At 67.5% G+C, this 18673-nt stretch carries 14 protein-coding genes and 1 pseudogene; 7 read left to right on the top strand and 8 right to left on the bottom strand.

Annotated elements, in window-relative coordinates; genetic code table 11:
* Positions 1-5: 5 nt before the first annotated feature.
* From OGL92_RS20980 to araD1, 3 genes are all read right to left on the bottom strand, one after another.
* The gene (locus OGL92_RS20980) at positions 6-1562 is read right to left on the bottom strand and encodes an altronate dehydratase family protein (protein WP_263147560.1); all 1557 of its coding nucleotides are present in this window, start codon (positions 1560-1562) and stop codon (positions 6-8) included.
* Positions 1563-1596: 34 nt separating this feature from the next.
* Complete coding sequence (locus OGL92_RS20975) at positions 1597-2910, bottom strand: MFS transporter (RefSeq protein WP_263147554.1); 1314 nt, start codon at positions 2908-2910, stop codon at positions 1597-1599.
* 87 nt (positions 2911-2997) lie between these two features.
* Complete coding sequence (gene araD1 / locus OGL92_RS20970; protein WP_263147552.1) at positions 2998-3993, bottom strand: AraD1 family protein; 996 nt, start codon at positions 3991-3993, stop codon at positions 2998-3000.
* Between the two features lie 106 nt (positions 3994-4099).
* Between araD1 and OGL92_RS20965 the strand changes: the two genes are divergently transcribed.
* The gene (locus tag OGL92_RS20965) at positions 4100-5038 is read left to right on the top strand and encodes a LysR family transcriptional regulator (RefSeq protein WP_263147550.1); all 939 of its coding nucleotides are present in this window, start codon (positions 4100-4102) and stop codon (positions 5036-5038) included.
* A 28-nt stretch (positions 5039-5066) separates the two neighbouring features.
* Here the strand turns inward: OGL92_RS20965 and OGL92_RS20960 are convergent, their stop codons facing one another.
* Positions 5067-5357 (bottom strand): SelT/SelW/SelH family protein, encoded by a 291-nt coding sequence (locus OGL92_RS20960; protein WP_263147548.1) that lies wholly within the window; start codon positions 5355-5357, stop codon positions 5067-5069.
* 73 nt (positions 5358-5430) lie between these two features.
* Here OGL92_RS20960 and OGL92_RS20955 point away from each other — a divergent pair, with 73 nt between their 5' ends.
* The gene (locus tag OGL92_RS20955) at positions 5431-7629 is read left to right on the top strand and encodes a patatin-like phospholipase family protein (RefSeq protein WP_263147547.1); all 2199 of its coding nucleotides are present in this window, start codon (positions 5431-5433) and stop codon (positions 7627-7629) included.
* Between the two features lie 17 nt (positions 7630-7646).
* Here OGL92_RS20955 and OGL92_RS20950 read toward each other — a convergent pair whose 3' ends face one another.
* Positions 7647-8021 carry a hypothetical protein gene (locus OGL92_RS20950; protein WP_263147545.1) on the bottom strand — a complete coding sequence of 125 codons (375 nt, stop codon included), beginning with the start codon at positions 8019-8021 and terminating at the stop codon, positions 7647-7649.
* Between the two features lie 465 nt (positions 8022-8486).
* On the opposite strand from OGL92_RS20950, the gene OGL92_RS20945 reads away from it, so the two are divergent.
* Together OGL92_RS20945 and OGL92_RS20940 are read left to right on the top strand one after the other, a co-directional pair.
* A complete protein-coding gene (locus OGL92_RS20945) occupies positions 8487-9788 on the top strand; it encodes a serine/threonine protein kinase (protein ID WP_263147541.1) in 1302 nt (433 codons plus the stop codon).
* Positions 9789-9846: 58 nt separating this feature from the next.
* Positions 9847-10548 (top strand): annotated as a pseudogene (locus tag OGL92_RS20940) (VacJ family lipoprotein); the annotation flags it as partial.
* 56 nt (positions 10549-10604) lie between these two features.
* Here the strand turns inward: OGL92_RS20940 and OGL92_RS20935 are convergent.
* Positions 10605-11315: a uracil-DNA glycosylase family protein gene (locus OGL92_RS20935; protein WP_263147538.1), complete on the bottom strand. Its 711-nt coding sequence runs from the start codon at positions 11313-11315 to the stop codon at positions 10605-10607.
* A 170-nt stretch (positions 11316-11485) separates the two neighbouring features.
* Here OGL92_RS20935 and OGL92_RS20930 point away from each other — a divergent pair, with 170 nt between their 5' ends.
* The gene (locus tag OGL92_RS20930; protein WP_263147535.1) at positions 11486-12847 is read left to right on the top strand and encodes an erythromycin esterase family protein; all 1362 of its coding nucleotides are present in this window, start codon (positions 11486-11488) and stop codon (positions 12845-12847) included.
* Positions 12848-12856: 9 nt separating this feature from the next.
* On the opposite strand, the gene OGL92_RS20925 is transcribed toward OGL92_RS20930, so the two are convergent.
* Together OGL92_RS20925 and metE are read right to left on the bottom strand one after the other, a co-directional pair.
* The gene (locus OGL92_RS20925) at positions 12857-13846 is read right to left on the bottom strand and encodes an alpha/beta hydrolase (RefSeq protein WP_263147533.1); all 990 of its coding nucleotides are present in this window, start codon (positions 13844-13846) and stop codon (positions 12857-12859) included.
* A gap of 193 nt (positions 13847-14039) precedes the next feature.
* The gene (metE, locus tag OGL92_RS20920) at positions 14040-16343 is read right to left on the bottom strand and encodes a 5-methyltetrahydropteroyltriglutamate--homocysteine S-methyltransferase (RefSeq protein WP_263147531.1); all 2304 of its coding nucleotides are present in this window, start codon (positions 16341-16343) and stop codon (positions 14040-14042) included.
* A 179-nt stretch (positions 16344-16522) separates the two neighbouring features.
* On the opposite strand from metE, the gene metR reads away from it, so the two are divergent.
* Both metR and OGL92_RS20910 read left to right on the top strand, forming a co-directional pair.
* Positions 16523-17443 carry a transcriptional regulator MetR gene (metR, locus tag OGL92_RS20915; protein ID WP_263147529.1) on the top strand — a complete coding sequence of 307 codons (921 nt, stop codon included), beginning with the start codon at positions 16523-16525 and terminating at the stop codon, positions 17441-17443.
* A gap of 1008 nt (positions 17444-18451) precedes the next feature.
* Positions 18452-18673: hypothetical protein (locus tag OGL92_RS20910; RefSeq protein WP_263147526.1), on the top strand; the 222-nt coding region annotated here is incomplete at its 3' end.

Genomic DNA, 18673 nt, shown 5'->3' with positions numbered 1-18673 from the left:
GCGCCTCAGGTGATGGCGCCGATCTGCCAGGGCACGAACTCGTTCTGTCCGTAACCGTGTCGCTCGCTCTTGCTGCGTTCACCCGAAGCGATGCGCAGCATCATGTCGAAGATGTAGGCGCCGCGCTCCTCGATGCTGGTGGTGCCCTCGGCGATGCCGCCGCAGTTCACGTCCATGTCTTCCTCCTGGTGCTCGAACAGGCGGTTGTTGGTGGCCAGCTTGATCGACGGCGAGGGCGCACAGCCATAGGCCGAGCCGCGGCCGGTGGTGAAGGCAATCAGGTTGGCGCCGCCGGCGACCTGCCCGGTGGCCGAGATCGGGTCGTAGCCGGGCGTGTCCATGAACACCAGGCCGTGGGCACGCACCGCCTCGGCGTACTGGTAAACGTCGACCAGATTGGTCGAGCCGGCCTTGGCCACCGCGCCGAGGGATTTCTCCAGAATGGTGGTCAGCCCGCCGGCCTTGTTGCCGGCCGAGGGGTTGTTGTTCAGCTCGGCGTTCATCCGTTCGCAGTAGGCCTCCCACCAGTGAATCCGGGCGATCAGCTTTTCGCCCACCTCGCGGCTCACCGCGCGGCGCGTCAGCAGGTGCTCGGCGCCGTAGATTTCCGGGGTTTCCGAAAGGATCGCGGTGCCGCCGGCGGCGACCAGGCGGTCTACCGCATTGCCCAGCGCCGGGTTGGCGGTGATGCCCGAGTAACCATCCGAGCCGCCGCACTGCAAGCCGACGATCAGGTGCTTGGCACTGACCGGCTCGCGTTCCACCCGATTGGCCTCGGCGAGCAGCGACTTCACCTGGGCGATGCCGCTGGCGATGGTCTTCGAGGTGCCGCCGGTGCCCTGGATGGTGAAGGTGCGCAGTTGCTCGCTCTTCTCCAGGCCCTGGGCCTTGAGCAGGTCGTCGATCTGGTTGGTCTCGCAGCCCAGGCCGATCATCAGCACCGCATGGAAATTCGGGTGGATGGCGTAGCCGCCGAGGGTGCGCTGCAGCATCGCCAGCGCCTCGCCGCCCGGATCGACGGCGCAGCCGACGCCATGGGTCAGCGCGACCACGCCGTCGACGTTCGGGTAGGCGGCCAGCGCCTCCGGGTGGATGTCGCGACGGAAGTGGTCGGCGATGGCCCGCGCCACGGTGGCCGAGCAGTTCACCGAGGTGAGGATGCCGATGTAGTTGCGCGTGGCGACGCGGCCGTCGGGACGGACGATGCCCTGGAAACTCGCCACGGTTCGCGCGGTGGGCTTCACGTCGACGCCAAACGCGTAGTTGCGGGAAAAGTCGCCCATCTCCAGGTTATGCACGTGAACGTGCTCGCCGGCCTCGATGGGCTGCGAGGCGAAGCCGATGATCTGCCCGTAGCGGCGCAGGGGCTCGCCCCGCTCGATGCGCCGGGTGGCCACCTTGTGCCCGGCCGGAACGGCCTGGCGCACGCTGAGACCTTCCTGCGCCAGGTGCAGGCCCGCCGGCAACGGCTGGCGGGCGACCAGCACGTCGTCCAGGGGATTCAGGCGGATCACGGCGGCAGCGATATCCTGGGCCGCGCCCGCTTTCATTATCAGTTCCATCACGGTTACCTCTTTCGCTCTGACGGGGCGCGCCTCAGGCGTGGCCGCGCTCGCGGTAATCGATCATGCCGGAGAACAGCACCAGCCCCATGGCCATGGCGACGAAGAAGATCAGCGCCATGAAGTAGGACCCGGTGAACTGCACGATCAGGCCGATGAGGATCGGCACCACCACGCCGGCCATGTTGCCCCAGAAGTTCATCCCGCCGCCGAGCACGCCGGAGCGCGACTTGCCGCCGAGGATCGCCGGCAGCACCCAGTACATGCCGCACCAGCGGATGAAGAACAGCGCGACGCAGAGCAGCGCGATCACCGCCATGACGTTCGCGGTGTAGGCCACGGCGAGGATGCACAGCGCGGCGATCAGGGCCGAGCCGCTGAACATGCTGCGCATCACCAGGTTGGGCGCGCCGCCGGCGGACTTCCATCTGTCGGCGATGGAACCCCCGACGATCTCGCCGACGAAGCCGCACATGAAGATCAGAAAGGTCGCGCCGCCCATCGACTTGATGTCCAGCCCGTGGGTCTGGTGCAAGTAGCTCGGCATCCAGGTCATCAGGCCGTAGAACACGCTGTTGTAGCAGGCGTAGCCGGCGAACATGGCGAGCACCGAACGGCTGGTGATCAGGTCGCGCATCTTCGGCTTGGGCCCGGTCGCCGCGGCCACCAGGTTGCCTTTTTGGATGTGCTCCAGCTCCGCGGCGTTGACCTTCGGATGCTCGGACGGATGGTTGCGGATGTACCACCAGGCCCAGATGCCCACCAGGATGGTGCCGACCCCGGCGATCACGAAGGCGATGCGCCAGGAACCGAACCAGGCGATCAGCGCGGTGGTGATGATCGCGCCCAGGGCGGTGCCCAGGGGCGCGCCGCCGTCCACCAGCACGGCGCCACGGCCGCGTTCGTTGGCGGTCAGCCAGTTGCCGTTGAGCTTGGCGCCGGCCGGCATGATCGGCGACTCGGCGATGCCCAGGCCGATCCGGGTGATCAGCAGGGTCACCCAGCCGTGGGCGCCGGCGCCCAGGGCCTGGAAGGCGCCCCAGCCGACCGTGGCCAGACCGACGATGCCACGGGCATTGAAGCGATCCAGCAGCATGCCGCTGGGGATCTGCATCAGCGCGTAGGACCAGAAGAACGCGCTGAGCATCAGGCCTTCCAGGGCCGGGGTCATCTGGAATTCCGCCGAGATCAGCGGCAAGGCCACCGACAGCGAGGCGCGGTCGATGTAGTTGATCGCGGCGAGCAGCAGCAGGATCAGGAAAATCCGCCAGCGCACCTGGGTGGGACGCGAGCTGTCGGCCATCGCCATGGCCGCCGGGGGCAATGCCTGTACGTTCGGAGTTTTCATGCTCATCTCGTTCTTATGGTTGTTATGGGATGGAGCGCCGGCCAGGCCGGCGCACGGCAGGATCCCTCGTCGGGGATCGCCGCCGGATCACAGCGCGCGGACACCTCCGATGGCGAATGCGGGCTGGTGGGCTTCGAGGCGGTTCACCAGGGGCGCGCCGAACTCGGCCAGGCTGACTTCGATGCGGTCGCCCGGCTGGACCTTAACCCCATCGGCGAAGGACAGCGTGGCGGTGCCGAAGAAATGCACGTGTACATCGCCCGGGCGGAGGAACTGGTCGTACTTGAAGTGGTGGTACTCGAGGTTGTCCAGGCTGTGGCACATGTTGTCCTCGCCGGAGAGGAAGGCCTTCTCCCAGACCACCTGGTCGCCGCGACGGATGCGGCTGGTCCCGGCCAGGTGCGCCGGAAGCGCGCCGACCCGCAGCTCGGGGCCGAAGGAGCACTGGCGCAGCTTGGAATGGGCCAGGTAGAGGTAGTTGCGCCGCTCCATGACGTGATCGGAGAACTCGTTGCCGAGGGCGAAGCCCAGGCGATAGGGCCGGCCATCGTCGCCGATCAGGTAGAGGCCGACCAGTTCCGGCTCCTCGCCGCCGTCCTCGGCGAACGCGGGCATCGACAGGGCGGCACCGGGCCGCGCGACGATGCCGCCGTCGCCCTTGTAGAACCACTCCGGCTGGGCGCCGACCTGGCCCTGGGCCGGTTTGCCGCCCTCCACGCCCCACTTGAACATGCGCAGGGTGTCGGTCAGGGTGGCGTCGTCCTGGGCCTTCTGCTGGTGCATCTTGTCGCGGGTGGAGGCGCTGCCCAGATGGGTCAGGCCGGTCCCGCTGATCAGGCAGTGGGCGGGGTCCTCGTGGTCCAGCGGCGGCAGCACCCGGCCGCCTTCCAGCAGCTCGGCATAGCGCGGGCCGGCTTCGCAGCCGCGGGCCAGGACTTCGTCGGCCAGGCTGCGTCCGGCGCGGATGGCCGCCAGGGCCAGTTCGCGGGTGCTGCGGGTGGCGCGGACGACCTGGATGCACTCGCCCTCGACGACGCCTACGTGGCGCGCCCCTTGCGCGGACTCGAACTGGATCACTCTCATGGCTGCACTCTTGTCGTTATGGCTTGGCGATGCGGGCACTTTACGAGCGTGCCCGGAGCCTGCCTAATGACAGCTGCTGATTGAGCGATAACTTTCCGTCATCCCCATGATCCCGTCCCTGTCATCCATTTCCTCCCGCCTGCGCTTGCGCCAACTGCGCCTGCTGATCGCCCTCGACGAGCACGGCTCGCTGCACAAGGCCGCCGAGCGGGTGTCGATCACCCAGCCGGGCGCGACCAAGGCCCTGCACGAAATCGAGTCGACCCTCGGCGCCACCTTGTTCGAGCGCACGCCCCGGGGCCTGGAGCCCAACGACCTCGGCCGCTGCGTGATCCGCTACGCGCGGTTGATCCACACCGACCTGGCGCACCTGCGCGAGGAAATGCTGGGGATTCTCCAGGGCCAGGGCGGGCGCCTGGCGGTGGGCATCATCATGGGCGGCGTGCCGTTGCTGCTGCGCGCCCTGGCGCGGCTGCGGGACAAGCAGCCGCAGCTGTCGGTGGAGATCCTCGAAGACACCAGCGCGCGGCTGTTGCAGATGGTCGACCAGGGCCGCCTGGACCTGGCGATCTGCCGCACCAGCGTCAGCCAGCGCCCGGACGACTACGAGTGCCTCAGCGAACACCGCGAGGAACTGGTGCTGGTGGCGAACCCACAGCACCCCCTGGCCGGGTCCGCGCACCTGGACCTGGCCGACCTGGCGGACTCCCCCTGGGTGGTCTACCCGGCGAACATGCCCATGCGCCTGCTGCTGGAGCGCGAGTTCAGCGAGGCCGGCCTGGACTTCCCGCGCTATCCGCTGGAAACCTCCTCGACCTTCACCACCCTGATGCTGTTGCAGGAAGACCCGCGGCTGGTGGCGCTGATGCCGATCGAAGTGGCGCAGTTCGCGTTGCGCTACGGCATGCTCGCGCGCCTGCCGCTACGGATCCGTTCGCGCACCGAGCCCTACTCCGCGGTGACCCGCCGGGGCGCGCCGCTGACCGCGCCAGCCAGCCTGCTGCTGGAGGAGCTGCGCAAGGAAAACCTCGCCCTGCACGGTTGAACGCTGGCGTCGCGGCGAGGCGGCGCTATCAGTGCGGGCCACTCTCGTTGTGCCCCAGGTGCCGCTGCGGATCGATCCGGTCGCGTACCCGTTGCTTGAGCACCTTGGCCTCGGGAAAGCCGCCGTCCGCCTTGCGCTCCCAAATCTGCTCGCCGTCGCAGGTGATGCGGAACACACCGCCGCTGCCGGGCTCCAGGGCCACCCGGGCGAGGTCCTCGGCGAAGGTGCTGAGCAGCTCCTGGGCCAGCCAGGCGGCACGCAGCAGCCAGTGGCACTGGGTGCAGTAGGTGATGACGATCTCGGCTCGGGGGGCGGTCATGGCGGCGGCTCGACGGTGGCGGGGGCTTATAATAGCGGCCTTTTCCGTTCCGCCCGCGTCGAGATGTGTGCCCATGCGTCGTCCGTTGCTGCTTCCGCTGTTGCTCTCCTGCCTGCTGTTCCTGCCGTTTTTCTGCCACGCCGAGGAGGTCCGTCCGAAGATCGGCCTGGTGCTCTCCGGCGGCGCCGCCCGCGGGCTGGCGCACATCGGCGTGCTCAAGGCGCTGGAGGAACAAGGGGTGCGCATCGACGCCATCGCCGGCACCAGCATGGGCGCGGTGGTCGGCGGGCTGTACGCCTCGGGCTACCGGGTCGACGAACTGGAGAAGCTGGCCCTGAGCCTGGACTGGGAGCAAGCCCTGTCCGATGCGCCGCCACGGGCCGACGTGCCCTTCCGGCGCAAGCAGGACGATCGCGACTTCCTGGTCAAGCAGAAGCTCAGCTTCCGCGACGACGGCAGCCTGGGCCTGCCCATCGGGGTGATCCAGGGGCAGAACCTGGCCTTGCTGCTGGAAAGCCTGCTGGTGCACACCAGCAACACCCGCGACTTCGACAAGCTGGCGATCCCCTTCCGCGCGGTAGCCACCGACATCGCCAACGGCGAGAAGGTGGTGTTCGACCACGGCCACCTGCCCCAGGCGATCCGCGCCAGCATGTCGATTCCGGCGGTATTCGCCCCGGTGGAGATGGGCGGCCGGCTGCTGGTCGACGGCGGCATGACCGACAACGTCCCGGTGGACGTGGCGCGGGCCATGGGCGTCGACCGGGTGATCGTGGTGGACATCGGCAACCCGCTGCGGCCGCGCAAGGAGTTGCTCACGGTGGTCGACGTGATGAACCAGTCGATCACCCTGATGACCCGGCGCAACTCCGAGGAACAACTGGCGACCCTGGGCGCCGACGACGTGCTGGTGCAGCCGCCGCTGGCCGGCTTCGGTGTCACCGACTTCGGCCGCGCCCGGGAGATGATCGAGGCCGGCTATCGCGCCGCCAGCGCCCTGCACGCGCAACTGGCGAGCCTGCGCCCGACGCAGACGGTGGACGCCGAGCTCAGCGCCGCCCGCGCGCCCGGCCAGCGCACCCCGACCATCGCGGCGATCCGCGTGGAGAACGACTCCAAGGTCGCCGACGAGGTGATCCGCCGCTACATCCGCCAGCCGTTGGGCCAGCCGCTGGACCTGGAACGCCTGCAGAAGGACATGGGCACCCTGTACGGGTTGGATTACTTCGAGCAGGTGGAGTACCGGGTGGCCCACGGCAAGGACGGCAATGCCCTGGTGATCAATGCCCGCGGCAAGCGCTCCGGCACCGACTTCCTGCGCCTTGGGCTGAACCTCTCGGACGATATGCACGGCGCCAGCGCCTTCAACATCGGCGCCAGCTACCGGGTCAACGGCATCAACCGGCTCGGCGCCGAATGGCTGACGCGCCTGCAACTGGGCGACCACCAGGAGCTCTACAGCGAGTTCTACCAACCGCTGGACGCCGGCTCGCGCTACTTCGTGGCGCCCTACTTGCTGGCCGAGGCGCAGAACGTCGAGTCGATCCTCGACAACGACCCGATCGCCGAGTACCGCCTGGAACGCTACGGCTACGGGCTCAACCTCGGCCGGCAGATCGCCAACAACGGCGAGATCCGCTTCGGCATCGGCCAGGCCTGGGGCGAGGCCAACGTGCGGGTCGGCGAACGCGACCTGCCGAGCTTCAGCTTCACCGAGGGCTACTACGAATTGAAATATTCCTTCGACACCCTGGACAACGTCGACTACCCCCACGAAGGCGAGGACATCCGCCTCAGCGTGCGGCAGTACGACAAGAGCCTGGGCTCGGACGAGCGCTACCGGCAATGGGAGCTGAACCTGGACAAGGTGTTCGGCCGCGGACCGGACACCTGGATGCTGGGCGGCCGCTACGGCCGCACCCAGGACGACACCGAAGTGGTGACCTCGAGCTTCCTGCTGGGCGGCGCGCGCCAGTTGTCCGGCTTCCGCCAGGACGCGCTGTCCGGGCAGAACGTCAGCCTGGGCCGGCTGGTGTACTACCGGCGCCTGACCGAACGAAGCTTCCTGCCCCTGGATTTCCCGGTCTACCTGGGCGGCAGCCTGGAACGCGGACGGATATGGAACAACGACAACGATTTCGACAGCGGCTACGTCAACGCCGGCAGCCTGTTCTTCGGCCTGGAAACGCCGCTCGGGCCGTTGAATTTCAGTTACGGGCTCAACGACCAACGCGAGCACGCTTTCTACCTGGACCTCGGCGGCCGTTTCTGAGGCGCGCCGGCGCGGCGCTAGAGCGAGGCGTCGAGGGGCTTGCGCACCAGGCGCAGCGCGCCGATGACCACCGCGAACACCGCCAGGCTGGCGCTGTACAGGACCATCGCCGGCAAGGCGAAGAGCAGCGCCAGCAGCGCCAGCAGCCAGCCGACGCGGCCCGGCAGGAAGAACCCGACCAGGGCGGTGACCAGGCCGCTCCAGGCGATGATCCGGTAGTGGATCAGCTTGCCCAGGCCGGTGCGCAGCAGGCACTCCCAGCGCCCGGCGTCCTCGGCGCAGAGGCCGACCCACTGCGGGTCTTCCATGAAGGCGAAACGCAACCCATAGCTGGCCCCCAGCCAGAGCGACAGGGCGAGCAGCAACAGGATCAAGGGCAGGCGGCGGGACATGACACTCTCCGGAAGCGAAACGGCGCCCAGCATAATCGCCCGTCCGGCTTATGCAAGGGCGAAGGCGCGCCGATGCGACGGTCGCCCGGCCCCGGCAGTGGTCGACCAGCGCCCCGAACCGATGCGACCGGGCGGTCGTATTCTGGCCGCCAAGCCAGGCGGCTCGCGGGCGACGGCCGGAGCGGGATTTTCGCCGGCGGACGGCTGCACAGCCGCCCGCACTCCCCGTACACTGTGCGCTTCGCCCGCTCACCGCGCAGTACGCCCTTCGGCGAGGCCACGCAGGCAGCGACGGCAGTGAAATCCGCAATGAACATGTCACCGGCGCCCGGATGCGCCGAGTGCCGACGCCGTGTGTCGCGTCGGCGGTAACCGGTCCGGCTCGTCCGCACCGGGGCTCCAGCTTCACGGCGGCCATGACGGCGCCCCAGCCCCCAATCAGGCCTCATACCCAGAGAACACGCCATGCTTCGCCTTCGCTGCCTCGCCGCCCTCCTCCTCGGCGGTCTGATCCACGGCGGGTCCGCCTTCGCCGCCGACGTCGACAAAGCCACCTATGGCTTTCCGCTGACCAACCCGTTCGAGGCGACCATCGCCACCACGCCGCCCGACCTGCGCCCGACGCTGCCGGCAGACGACGACATCGACCAGGCCGACTACAACCTGCGGCTGCGCCCGGAGCGCGAGTTCATCCTGCCGGACAACTTCTGGCCGGTGAAACAACTGCGCTACCGCCTGGCCCAGCAGGACCACCCGGCGCCGCTGGTGTTCATCATCGCCGGCACCGGCGCGAACTACGCCAGCAGCCTGGCCGAATACCTGAAGAAGCTGTTCTACGGCGCCGGCTACCACGTGGTCCAGCTGTCCTCGCCGACCAGCTACGACTTCATGGCCGCCGCCTCCCGCCACGCCACGCCGGGAGTTTCCCAGGAAGACGCCGACGACCTCTACCGGGTGATGCAGGCGGTGCGCGCCCAGCATCCGAAGTTGCCGATCACCGACTTCTACCTGACCGGCTACAGCCTCGGCGCCCTGGACGCGGCCTTCGTCAGCAAGCTCGACGAGACCCGCCGCAGCTTCAACTTCAAGCGCGTGCTGATGCTCAACCCGCCGGTCAACCTCTACACCTCGATCACCAACCTCGACCGGATGGTGCAGACCCAGGTGAAGGGCATCGACACCACCACCACCTTCTACGACATGGTGCTAGGCAAGCTCACCCGCTATTTCCAGCAGCGCGGCTACATCGACCTCAACGACGCCCTGCTGTACGACTTCCAGTCGTCCAAGCAGCGCCTGTCGAACGAGCAGATGGCGATGCTGATCGGCACCTCGTTCCGCTTCTCCTCGGCCGACATCACCTTCACCTCCGACCTGATCAACCGCCGCGGCATCATCACCCCGCCGAAGTACCCGATCAGCGAGGGCACCAGCCTGACGCCGTTCTTCCGCCGCGCGTTGCAGTGCGACTTCGACTGCTACATGAGCGAGCAGCTGATTCCCCACTGGCGCAAGATTTCCAAGGGCGGCAGCCTCTCGCAACTGATCGACCAGGTGAGCCTGTACGCCCTGGAGGACTACCTGAAGAAGAGCCCGAAGATCGCCGTCATGCACAATGCCGACGACGTCATCCTCGGGCCCGGCGACCTGGGCTTCCTGCGCCGCACCCTGGGCGACCGGCTGACCGTCTACCCCTACGGCGGGCATTGCGGCAATCTCAACTATCGCGTCAACAGCGACGCCATGCTGGAGTTCTTCCGTGGTTAAGCAAACACTCTTGCTCGCCTTGCTGCTGCTCGGCGGCGCGGCATACGCCGACCAGGCCACCGAGGACGACGGCTTCACGCAACCGCTGCGCGACCTGAAATTCAACCCGGGTCTCGACCAGCGCGAATTCGAGCGCTCCACCTGGCAGGCGTTGACCGTCTACGACCCGCTGGAGTCGTGGAACCGCCGCGTCTACCACTTCAACTACCGCTTCGACGAGTGGGTGTTGCTGCCGGTGGTCAATGGCTACCAGTACGTCACCCCGAGCTTCGTGCGCACCGGCGTGAGCAACTTCTTCAGCAACATCGGCGACGTGCCGAACCTGCTCAACAGCCTGTTGCAGCTCAAGGGCAAGCGCGCCCTGCAGACCACCGGCCGCCTGCTGCTGAACACCACGGTGGGCATCGTCGGCCTGTGGGACCCGGCCACCCGCTGGGGCCTGCCCAAGCAGAGCGAGGACTTCGGCCAGACCCTGGGCTACTACGGCGTGCCCGGCGGGCCCTACCTGATGCTACCGCTGCTCGGCCCCTCCAACCTGCGCGACACCGGCGGGCTGGTCTTCGATTTCGGCGCGGAAAGCCAGATCAATTACCTGAACCTATCCGACCTCAGCAGCGAGTACCCGGAAATCACCCTGCTGCGCGGCATCGACAAGCGCTACACCACCAACCTGCGCTACGGCCAGCTCAACTCGCCGTTCGAGTACGAGAAGATCCGCTACGTCTACACCGAAGCGCGCAAGCTACAGATCGCCGAATGAGCCCTGGCGCCCCGGGTGGCCAGGCCACGCGGGCGGCGCGCTCGCAATGCGCCCCCTCAACCGGTCCGCGGGCCGTCCGCCCCGACGCCCAGGGCGCGCAGGCGTGCCTCCAGCAGGCCCGGGAAGCGTTTGAACCACAGCTGATTGAGCGGCGAAGGATGGGGCAGCGGATGCAGGCGGAAGCGCCGCGCCTCGCCCTCGCTGTGCAATTGCACCTCCAGCGACGCCTCGAAACGCTCCTCCGACGCCCAGAAACGCTCCAGCGCCAGGCGGGTCTCCTTCGGTTGCTCCAGACCGAACCAGAGGAAGGCCTCCCTGCCCAGGGTGATCACGTACTCGCCCCGCCAGCCCTCGATCAGCAAGCGGCTCACCAAGGGCTGGAAACGCCGCTTGACCGCCATCGACCAGGCTTTGTTGCCGATCGGCTTGTAGGGCACGGTGTTGATCCAGAAAAACGCCCGGCTCAGGGCGCGCAGCGCCTCGAAGTCAGCCGTCTCGCTACCATGCAGGTGCCGATAGAGCACCTTGCGCACGATCTGCCCGCCGGAGCCGATGAAGGGCTCGCCGTAGCGCACTTCCTCGCGGCCGGGGTCGCGGCCGAAGAAAGCGACGGGCACCGCGGGATCGCCCGCGCCGATGATCGGCTCCAGCGGGTCCTTGTCGAAACGTCGGTAGATCTCCAGGTCGATGCCGTCGGTCTGCGCCGCTAGCTCGCGAAATCGCGCACGCCGCTGCGGGTTCAAGGCTGCATTGGGTTGGGCCGCCATGTCGTCCTCCGGGGTATTTGCCTGGGCATGTCGACCCCCGTGACGGGCACGGGTGCGGAAAAAACCTCGACGGGCACCGGTCACTCCAGCGGAACGCCAGCGCGATGAGCGCGGTCGTCATCTGCAAGGCACCCGTCGTACGGGGCGCCGCACTCAGGAGACCCCACCCGATGACCCTGCACGCCAAGGAACTGCTGCACCGCTTCCGCCGCCACCGCGAAACCGACGGTGGCGAGGAGTTGGCCGCCGTGCTGCGCGCCCACGCGGAGCCCTTGCCAGCCCTCGAGGACCCGGCGTTCGGTGAACTGTTCGACCGCTTCGGCGATGCCCGGGTGGTGTTGATCGGCGAGGCCAGCCACGGCACCGCGGAGTTCTACCGCACCCGGGCGGCGATCACCCGGCGGCTGATCAAGCGCCATGGCTTTTCCATCGTGGCGGTGGAGGCCGACTGGCCGGACGCCGGCCAGGTCGACCGTCATGTGCGCGACCTGGGCCCGTCGAGCTGGCACGAGCAAGCGTTCGCGCGCTTTCCCAGCTGGATGTGGCGCAACGCCGAGATGGCCGAATTCAGCCGCTGGCTGCGCGGCCACAACCGCGCCCTGGCGCCCGGCGAGCGCGTGGAATTCCGCGGCCTCGACCTCTACAGCATGCGCAACTCCATCAGCGAGGTGTTGCGCTACCTCGACGCCACCGACCCCGAGCACGCCCACCAGGCGCGCCAGCGCTATGCCTGCCTGACGCCCTGGCAGGACGACCCGGCCCTCTACGGGCACTTCGTCGAGCGCGTGGGCGAGCCCTCCTGCGAGCAGGCCGTGGTGGAACAGTTGCAGCACCTGTTGGCACAGCGCCTGGAACGCTGCGCCCAGGACGACGAGGCGCTCTTCGACGCCACCCAGAACGCCCGCGTGGTGCACGCCGCCGAGCGGTATTACCGGGCTATCTACCGCGCCTCGACGAGCTCCTGGAACCTGCGCGACCAGCACATGTTCGACACCCTCGAGGCCTTGCTGGAACACCGCGGGCCCGATGCGAAAGCCGTGGTCTGGGCGCACAACTCGCACATCGGCAACGCCGCGGCCACCGCCATGGGCTGGGAAGGCGAGTTCAACCTCGGCCAGCTATGCCGCAACGCCTGGGACCGCGGGGCGGTACTGATCGGCATGGGCACCGACCGCGGCCAGGTCGCCGCCGCCGACGACTGGGACGGCGAGATGCACGTCAAGCAGGTGCTGCGCGCCCTCCCCGACAGCTGGGAACGGCGCTTCCTCCAGGCCGGCGTGCCTGCCTCGCTCACCGACTGGCGCGACCCGCAGCGCGAAATCCTCCGCGAAGCCCTGTCGCTGGTGCTGCTGGAGCGGGCCATCGGGGTCATCTACCGGCCGGAGACGGAGCGCGCCAGTCACTATTTCGAAGCCGTGCTGGCCGAGCAATTCGACGCCTACCTATGGCTGGAGAAGACCCACGCCGTGACGCCGCTGCACACCACCGGCTCGCGCAGCCACGAAGAGGACACCTTCCCCTTCGGCCTGTAGGGAAAGCCGCTACAGGTGGGCCAGCTCCGGCACCTGGCGGTGCGCCAGGAGATAGGGCACCACCGCCGCCAGCAGGGGTTCCTTGAACGCGTCCTGGAAACGGTGGGCCAGGCCGGGGATCAGCTTGAGCTGCGCGCCCTTGATATGGGCCGCGACATGCACGCCGTGCATCACCGGCAGCAGCGGATCGGCGGTGCCATGGACCACCAGGGTGGGCACCCGCAGGCGGTCGAGCAGTTCGACCCGGCTCGGTTCGGCGAGAATCGCCAGCAGTTGGCGTTGCACGCCCTCCGGATTGAAGGCGCGGTCGTAGGACTGCGCCGCCTGCGCCAGCAACTGGGCGCGATCGTCGAGCACCTGCGGGCTGCCCAGCGCCGCCAGCAGGTCGGCCTGGCGCTCCAAGGCCGCCGCCCGGTCGGGTGCCTCGCGCCGCGCCAGCAAGGTCAGCAGGGCGTCGCTGGGCGCCGGCAGGCCACGGGCACCGGAGCTGGTCATCACCAGGGTCAGGCTGAGTACCCGCTCGGGCGCCAGGTCGGCCACGTGCTGGGCGATCATCCCCCCCATGCTGGCACCGAGGATGTGCGCCCGCGGCACACCCAACGCGTCCATGAGGTGCAATGCGTCGCCAGCCATGTCGCTGAGCCGGTAAGGCGCCGTCACCGGCAGGCCGAGGCGGTAGCGAACGACCTCGTAGGTGAGCTCCACCGGCGGCGCGCCTTTCGGCCAGGCCGACAGCCCGACGTCGCGGTTGTCGTAGCGGATCACCCGGAAGCCCTGCTGGCACAGGCGCGTGACCACCTCGTCGGGCCAGTGGATCAGTTGACCACCGAGCCCCATGATCAGCAGCAGCGCCGGATCGCGTGGGTCGCCCACGCTCTGGTAGGCCAGGCGGACCTCGCCGAGGTCGATGATTTCGGTGGCGACCCGCGCATCGCAACGGGAAGCAGCACCGCACAGGGGGCCGCAAAGCAACCCGAGCAACAGGACGAACAGGCGCATGGGGAGGTCCGCAGCGTATCTCACAGGAACCGGCGATTCTGCTGAAACGCGGGCACCGGCGCTGCCACAACGCCATGACGATTTGATGAAGGGCGCCGAACGGCGCCCCTGGCGAGCTTCCGACACGGCGTCGCGCGCCGCGTCCCTGGCGCCCTCGCCGCCGGTTAGCCGGCGGCGAGGGCGGTTCGGCGCGTCAGGCGTACTGGGCGCGCAACTGCCGCGCGGCCGCCACCATGTTCACCAGGGCCGCCTGGGTTTCCGGCCAGCCCCGGGTCTTGAGGCCGCAGTCGGGGTTGACCCACAGGCGCTCGGCGGGTATCCGGCGCACCGCCTTGCCGATCAGCGCGACCATCTCCGCGGTGTCCGGCACCCGCGGCGAGTGGATGTCGTAGACGCCGGGGCCGATCGCGTTGGGGTAGGCAAAGGCCTCGAAGGCGTCCAGCAGTTCCATGTCCGACCGCGAGGTCTCGATGGTGATCACGTCGGCGTCCATGGCGGCGATGGACTCGATCACGTCGTTGAATTCGCTGTAGCACATGTGAGTGTGGATCTGCGTTTCGTCGCGCACCCCGGATGCGCACAGACGGAAGGCCTCGGTGGCCCAGTCCAGGTAGTGCTGCCAGTGCGCGCGGCGCAGGGGCAGGCCCTCGCGGAATGCCGCCTCGTCGATCTGGATGATCCTGATCCCCGCCGCCTCCAGGTCCTGCACCTCGTCGCGGATCGCCAGCGCCAGTTGCCGGGCCTGCGCCTCGCGGGACAGGTCTTCGCGGGGGAAGGACCACATCAGCATGGTCACCGGGCCGGTCAGCATGCCCTTCATGGTCTTGTCGGTCAGGCCCTGGGCGTAGGCGATCCAGTTCACCGTCATCGGCTTCGGCCGGCTCAGGTCGCCGTAGATCACCGCCGGCTTGACGCACCGCGAGCCGTAGCTCTGCACCCAGCCGAAGCGGGTGAAGGCGTAGCCGTCCAGCTGCTCGGCGAAATATTCGACCATGTCGTTACGCTCGGCCTCGCCGTGCACCAGCACGTCCAGGCCCAGACGCTCCTGCACGTTCACCGCGTGGCGGATCTCGCTTTGCATGGCTTCGGTGTAGTCGGCCGCGGACAGCTTGCCCTGCTTGAAGGCCTGCCGCGCCAGACGGATCGCCGAGGTCTGCGGGAAGGAACCTATGGTGGTGGTGGGGAACGTCGGCAGGGCGAGGCGCGCGCGCTGCAGCTCGGCACGCCGGGCGAACGGCGAGCCGCGCTGCGCGTCATCGGCACCGACGGCCGCCAGGCGTGCCTGTACCTCGGGCTTGTGGATGCGCGGCGAGCGGGCGCGGCTGGCGTGCAGCGCGCGGTTCGCGGCGAGGGCGGCCTCGACCTCGGGCGCTTCCGGATGATCCACCGCCCGCGCCAGCAGGGCGACTTCCTCGCACTTCTGCACGGCGAAGGCCAACCAGCCCTTCAGTTCGTCGTCCAGCCGGTCTTCCCGCTCCAGGTCCACCGGGCTGTGCAGCAACGAGCAGGAAGGCGCGATCCACAGGCGCTCGCCGAGCCGCTCGGCGGCGCCGCGAAGCACGCCGAGGGCGGCGTCCAGGTCGCAGCGCCAGACATTGCGCCCGTTCACCACACCCAGGGACAGCACCTTGTAGGCCGGCAGGCGGTCGAGGATGGTCGGGTACTGCTCGGGGGCGCGCACCAGGTCGACGTGCAGGCCGTCCACCGGCAGGCTCACGGCCAGCCCGAGGTTGTCCTCCAGGCCGGAGAAATAGGTGGCCACGAGTTTTTTCAGCGGCGCGTGCTGCAGCAGGTTATAGGCACGCTCGAAGGCGTTCTTCCAGGCTTGCGGCAGGTCGAGGGTGAGGATCGGCTCATCCAGTTGCACCCACTCCACCCCTTGAGCGGCCAGGCGCCCGAGGATTTCGCCATACAGCGGCAGGAGGCGTTCGAGAAGGTCCAGCTTGTCGAAGGCCTCGCCCTTTTCCTTGCCCAGCCAGAGGTAGGTCAGCGGGCCGATCAGCACCGGCTTGACCGCGTGGCCGAGGGCGCGCGCCTCCTCGACTTCCTCGAAGAGTTGTTCCCAGCTCAGTTGGAAGCGCTGGTCGACGCTGAACTCGGGGACCAGGTAGTGGTAGTTGGTGTCGAACCACTTGGTCAGCTCCTGGGCCACCTGCGGGCCATGGGCGCCGCCGCAGCAAGCCGATGCGCTGGCGCCACGGGCCATGGCGAACAAGGTATCGAGGGTCGGCCGCGAGTGCTCGCGGCGGAAGCGCTCGGGGATCGCGCCGAACATCAGGGAATGGCCGAGCACTTGGTCGTACCAGGCGAAATCGCCCACCGGCAGCAGTTCGATGCCGGCGTCGCGTTGCACCTGCCAATGGGCGGCACGCAACGCGCGGCCGCACTCACGCAGCCCGGCTTCGTCGAGCTCGCCTTTCCAGTAAGCCTCCAGGGCTTTCTTCAATTCGCGGTCGCGACCGATGCGGGGAAAACCAAGGGAATGGGCCAAGGCCATGACAGTGACGCTCCTTTTGAATGACTGGGCGCATTGTCCTCAGCCCACTAACGTGAGACAAACTCAACATATTCGTGATCAAATCAAGTTTCCCTCACGTTGACGGTCCGCCCGACCGCCATGGCTGAGCGTTCCGGCCGTTCGCCGGCACCGCCTTCTCCTGTTTCGAGGTTGTCCCGATGCTCGAATTGCGCCACTTGAAAACCCTCACGGCCCTGCGCGAGGCCGATAGCCTGGTGGAGGCCGCCGAACGCCTGCACCTCACCCAGTCGGCGCTTTCCCACCAGTTCAAGGAACTGGAGGAACGCCTGGGGATGCCGTTGTTCATCCGCAAGACCAAACCGGTGCGCTTCACCAGCGCCGGCCTGCGCCTGCTGCAACTGGCCGACAACGTGCTGCCACAGTTACGCGGTGCCGAGCGGGACATGGCGCGCCTCGCCGGCGGCACCGCCGGGCGCCTGCACATGGCCATCGAATGCCACAGTTGCTTCCAATGGCTGATGCCGACCATCGACCAGTTCCGCGATGCCTGGCCAGAGGTCGAACTGGACCTGGCCTCGGGCTTTTCCTTCGCGCCGCTGCCGGCCCTGGCGCGGGGCGACCTGGACCTGGTGGTGACCTCGGACCCGGTGGAGCTGGTCGGCATCACCTACGTGCCGCTGTTCACCTACGAGGCGCTGCTGGCGGTGGCCAACCAGCATCCGCTGGCGGCCAAGGCCTTCGTGCAACCGGAGGACCTGGCCAGGGAAATCCTCATCACCTACCCGGTGGAGCGCGACCGCCTGGACATCTTCACCCGCTTCCTCGAACCCGCGGACGTGGAACCGGCGCAGGTGCGCACCTCGGAGCTCACGGTGATGATGATGCAGCTGGTGGCCAGCGGCCGTGGCGTCTGTTGCCTGCCCAACTGGGCACTGCACGAGTACAGCGCACGGGGCTACGTCACTGCCAAGCGCCTGGGGGAGAAGTCGCTGTACGCGACGCTCTACGCGGCGATCCGTGCCGACATGCTCGATGCGCCCTTCATGCGCGACTTCCTGCTCACCGCCAAGGACACGTCCTTCGCCACCCTCGCCGGGGTCAGCGCCGCCAAGCCATAGCGGCCCCTCGTTGGGGCATGGGCACCGCGTTCCGCACGCCGAGGCCGACGGCCCCCTACCGGCGCTTGCCTACACCGCCCACCATGGACGCGAGCGGAAGTGCCGGGCGGCTCGGCCCCATACGATCGTCCGGCAGGCGGGGGCTTCGGGGCCGAGCCGATCCATCCGGGCCATCCGGGCCATCCAAGGGGTTCAGAAGGCGGGGGCCTGTCGCGCACTGGGCCGAGGGAAATTCCGCGACCGCTCGAATGACGCCGCGCATATCGAGCGGCGCTCGGAATACCCGTGCTTGAACAGGATCGATTATCCGGCGCGACACTTCCGGCGATTACAACGGCATCGCGATGAAGGAAGCGAAAGTATGGAAGGTAACTGATAGGGACGAATAGCGGACGAAGAAGAATGCGATGCATGAACGCAGTCGAGCGCTCTAAACAAGCACTCCGGGCCGGTTCAAGGTTCATGAAGGATGAATGAACGCGCGTTCTCAACGTGCCGATGAATATACTCAGGCTCGATATAAGTTCTTATGAGCCGCGCCATGAAAAACGCCGTCCATCATTCATTCGAATCATTCATCCGCTGTAACACCGAAGATCCGTCGCAAGACCTGAACAACAAACTTCCAAGTGTCAGGCTCAACTTATTTCATAGGGCGCCTGTACAGTACCCACGTATGTTTCCCCCATTAGAAAAGGGCTCGACACCGCGCCCTATAGCGTCTCCCTCGGGCGCAGTCTTGCAGGTGTGGAAGTCCTGAAAACAACGAACCCCGGAAGCAAAATCAGCGAACCCCTTATCGGGCCTGTTCGGGGCGCGACACTGTCATGAGTGCAATCGCAATTAAATAGCCACCATGAAAGAGGCAACCTCGCTCATTCGAAAGGACAGGGGTCGCGCATATGGAAAGTACCAAACGAAATAAAAAACCTTGTTGCCAAATGTTTAGGTGCGGACTATGTTCTACCGCGCTCAATAGGGAGCTGAAGAGTTGACAGGTGTGCAGGGATGCGAGAGTCGAACGCGGTTATTGCTGTCCGTTATTCCTTTAAACCCATGGCGAATGGCGCACTTTGCGCCCTGATTCTCACGGCCGGCAGTCCCGCCCACGCGGACTATCTCGAGCAGGGCAAGTTGGGCGACGCCGCCAGTTGGCGTTCAGCGGAATTCCAAAGCGATTGGGGCCTGGGCCGCATCCAGGCCGACCAGGCCTATGCAGCGGGTATCACC

The sequence above is a fragment of the Pseudomonas sp. RIT-PI-AD genome, from assembly GCF_025642785.1.
Lineage (GTDB): Bacteria > Pseudomonadota > Gammaproteobacteria > Pseudomonadales > Pseudomonadaceae > Pseudomonas_T.
The sequence above is the reverse complement of the archived record's forward strand: the minus strand, read 5'-3'. Positions and strand labels throughout refer to the sequence as shown.

What these genes read in the sequence shown, in the direction of transcription:
- OGL92_RS20950 (WP_263147545.1), bottom strand. Translation starts at nt 8,021, where the DNA reads ATGTCCCGCCGCCTGCCCTTGATCCTGTTGCTGCTCGCCCTGTCGCTC.
- OGL92_RS20945 (WP_263147541.1), top strand. Translation starts at nt 8,487, where the DNA reads ATGCTTCGCCTTCGCTGCCTCGCCGCCCTCCTCCTCGGCGGTCTGATC.
- OGL92_RS20955 (WP_263147547.1), top strand. Translation starts at nt 5,431, where the DNA reads ATGCGTCGTCCGTTGCTGCTTCCGCTGTTGCTCTCCTGCCTGCTGTTC.
- OGL92_RS20980 (WP_263147560.1), bottom strand. Translation starts at nt 1,562, where the DNA reads ATGGAACTGATAATGAAAGCGGGCGCGGCCCAGGATATCGCTGCCGCC.
- metE (WP_263147531.1), bottom strand. Translation starts at nt 16,343, where the DNA reads ATGGCCTTGGCCCATTCCCTTGGTTTTCCCCGCATCGGTCGCGACCGC.
- metR (WP_263147529.1), top strand. Translation starts at nt 16,523, where the DNA reads ATGCTCGAATTGCGCCACTTGAAAACCCTCACGGCCCTGCGCGAGGCC.
- OGL92_RS20965 (WP_263147550.1), top strand. Translation starts at nt 4,100, where the DNA reads ATGATCCCGTCCCTGTCATCCATTTCCTCCCGCCTGCGCTTGCGCCAA.
- OGL92_RS20935 (WP_263147538.1), bottom strand. Translation starts at nt 11,315, where the DNA reads ATGGCGGCCCAACCCAATGCAGCCTTGAACCCGCAGCGGCGTGCGCGA.
- OGL92_RS20975 (WP_263147554.1), bottom strand. Translation starts at nt 2,910, where the DNA reads ATGAAAACTCCGAACGTACAGGCATTGCCCCCGGCGGCCATGGCGATG.
- OGL92_RS20925 (WP_263147533.1), bottom strand. Translation starts at nt 13,846, where the DNA reads ATGCGCCTGTTCGTCCTGTTGCTCGGGTTGCTTTGCGGCCCCCTGTGC.
- OGL92_RS20960 (WP_263147548.1), bottom strand. Translation starts at nt 5,357, where the DNA reads ATGACCGCCCCCCGAGCCGAGATCGTCATCACCTACTGCACCCAGTGC.
- OGL92_RS20930 (WP_263147535.1), top strand. Translation starts at nt 11,486, where the DNA reads ATGACCCTGCACGCCAAGGAACTGCTGCACCGCTTCCGCCGCCACCGC.
- araD1 (WP_263147552.1), bottom strand. Translation starts at nt 3,993, where the DNA reads ATGAGAGTGATCCAGTTCGAGTCCGCGCAAGGGGCGCGCCACGTAGGC.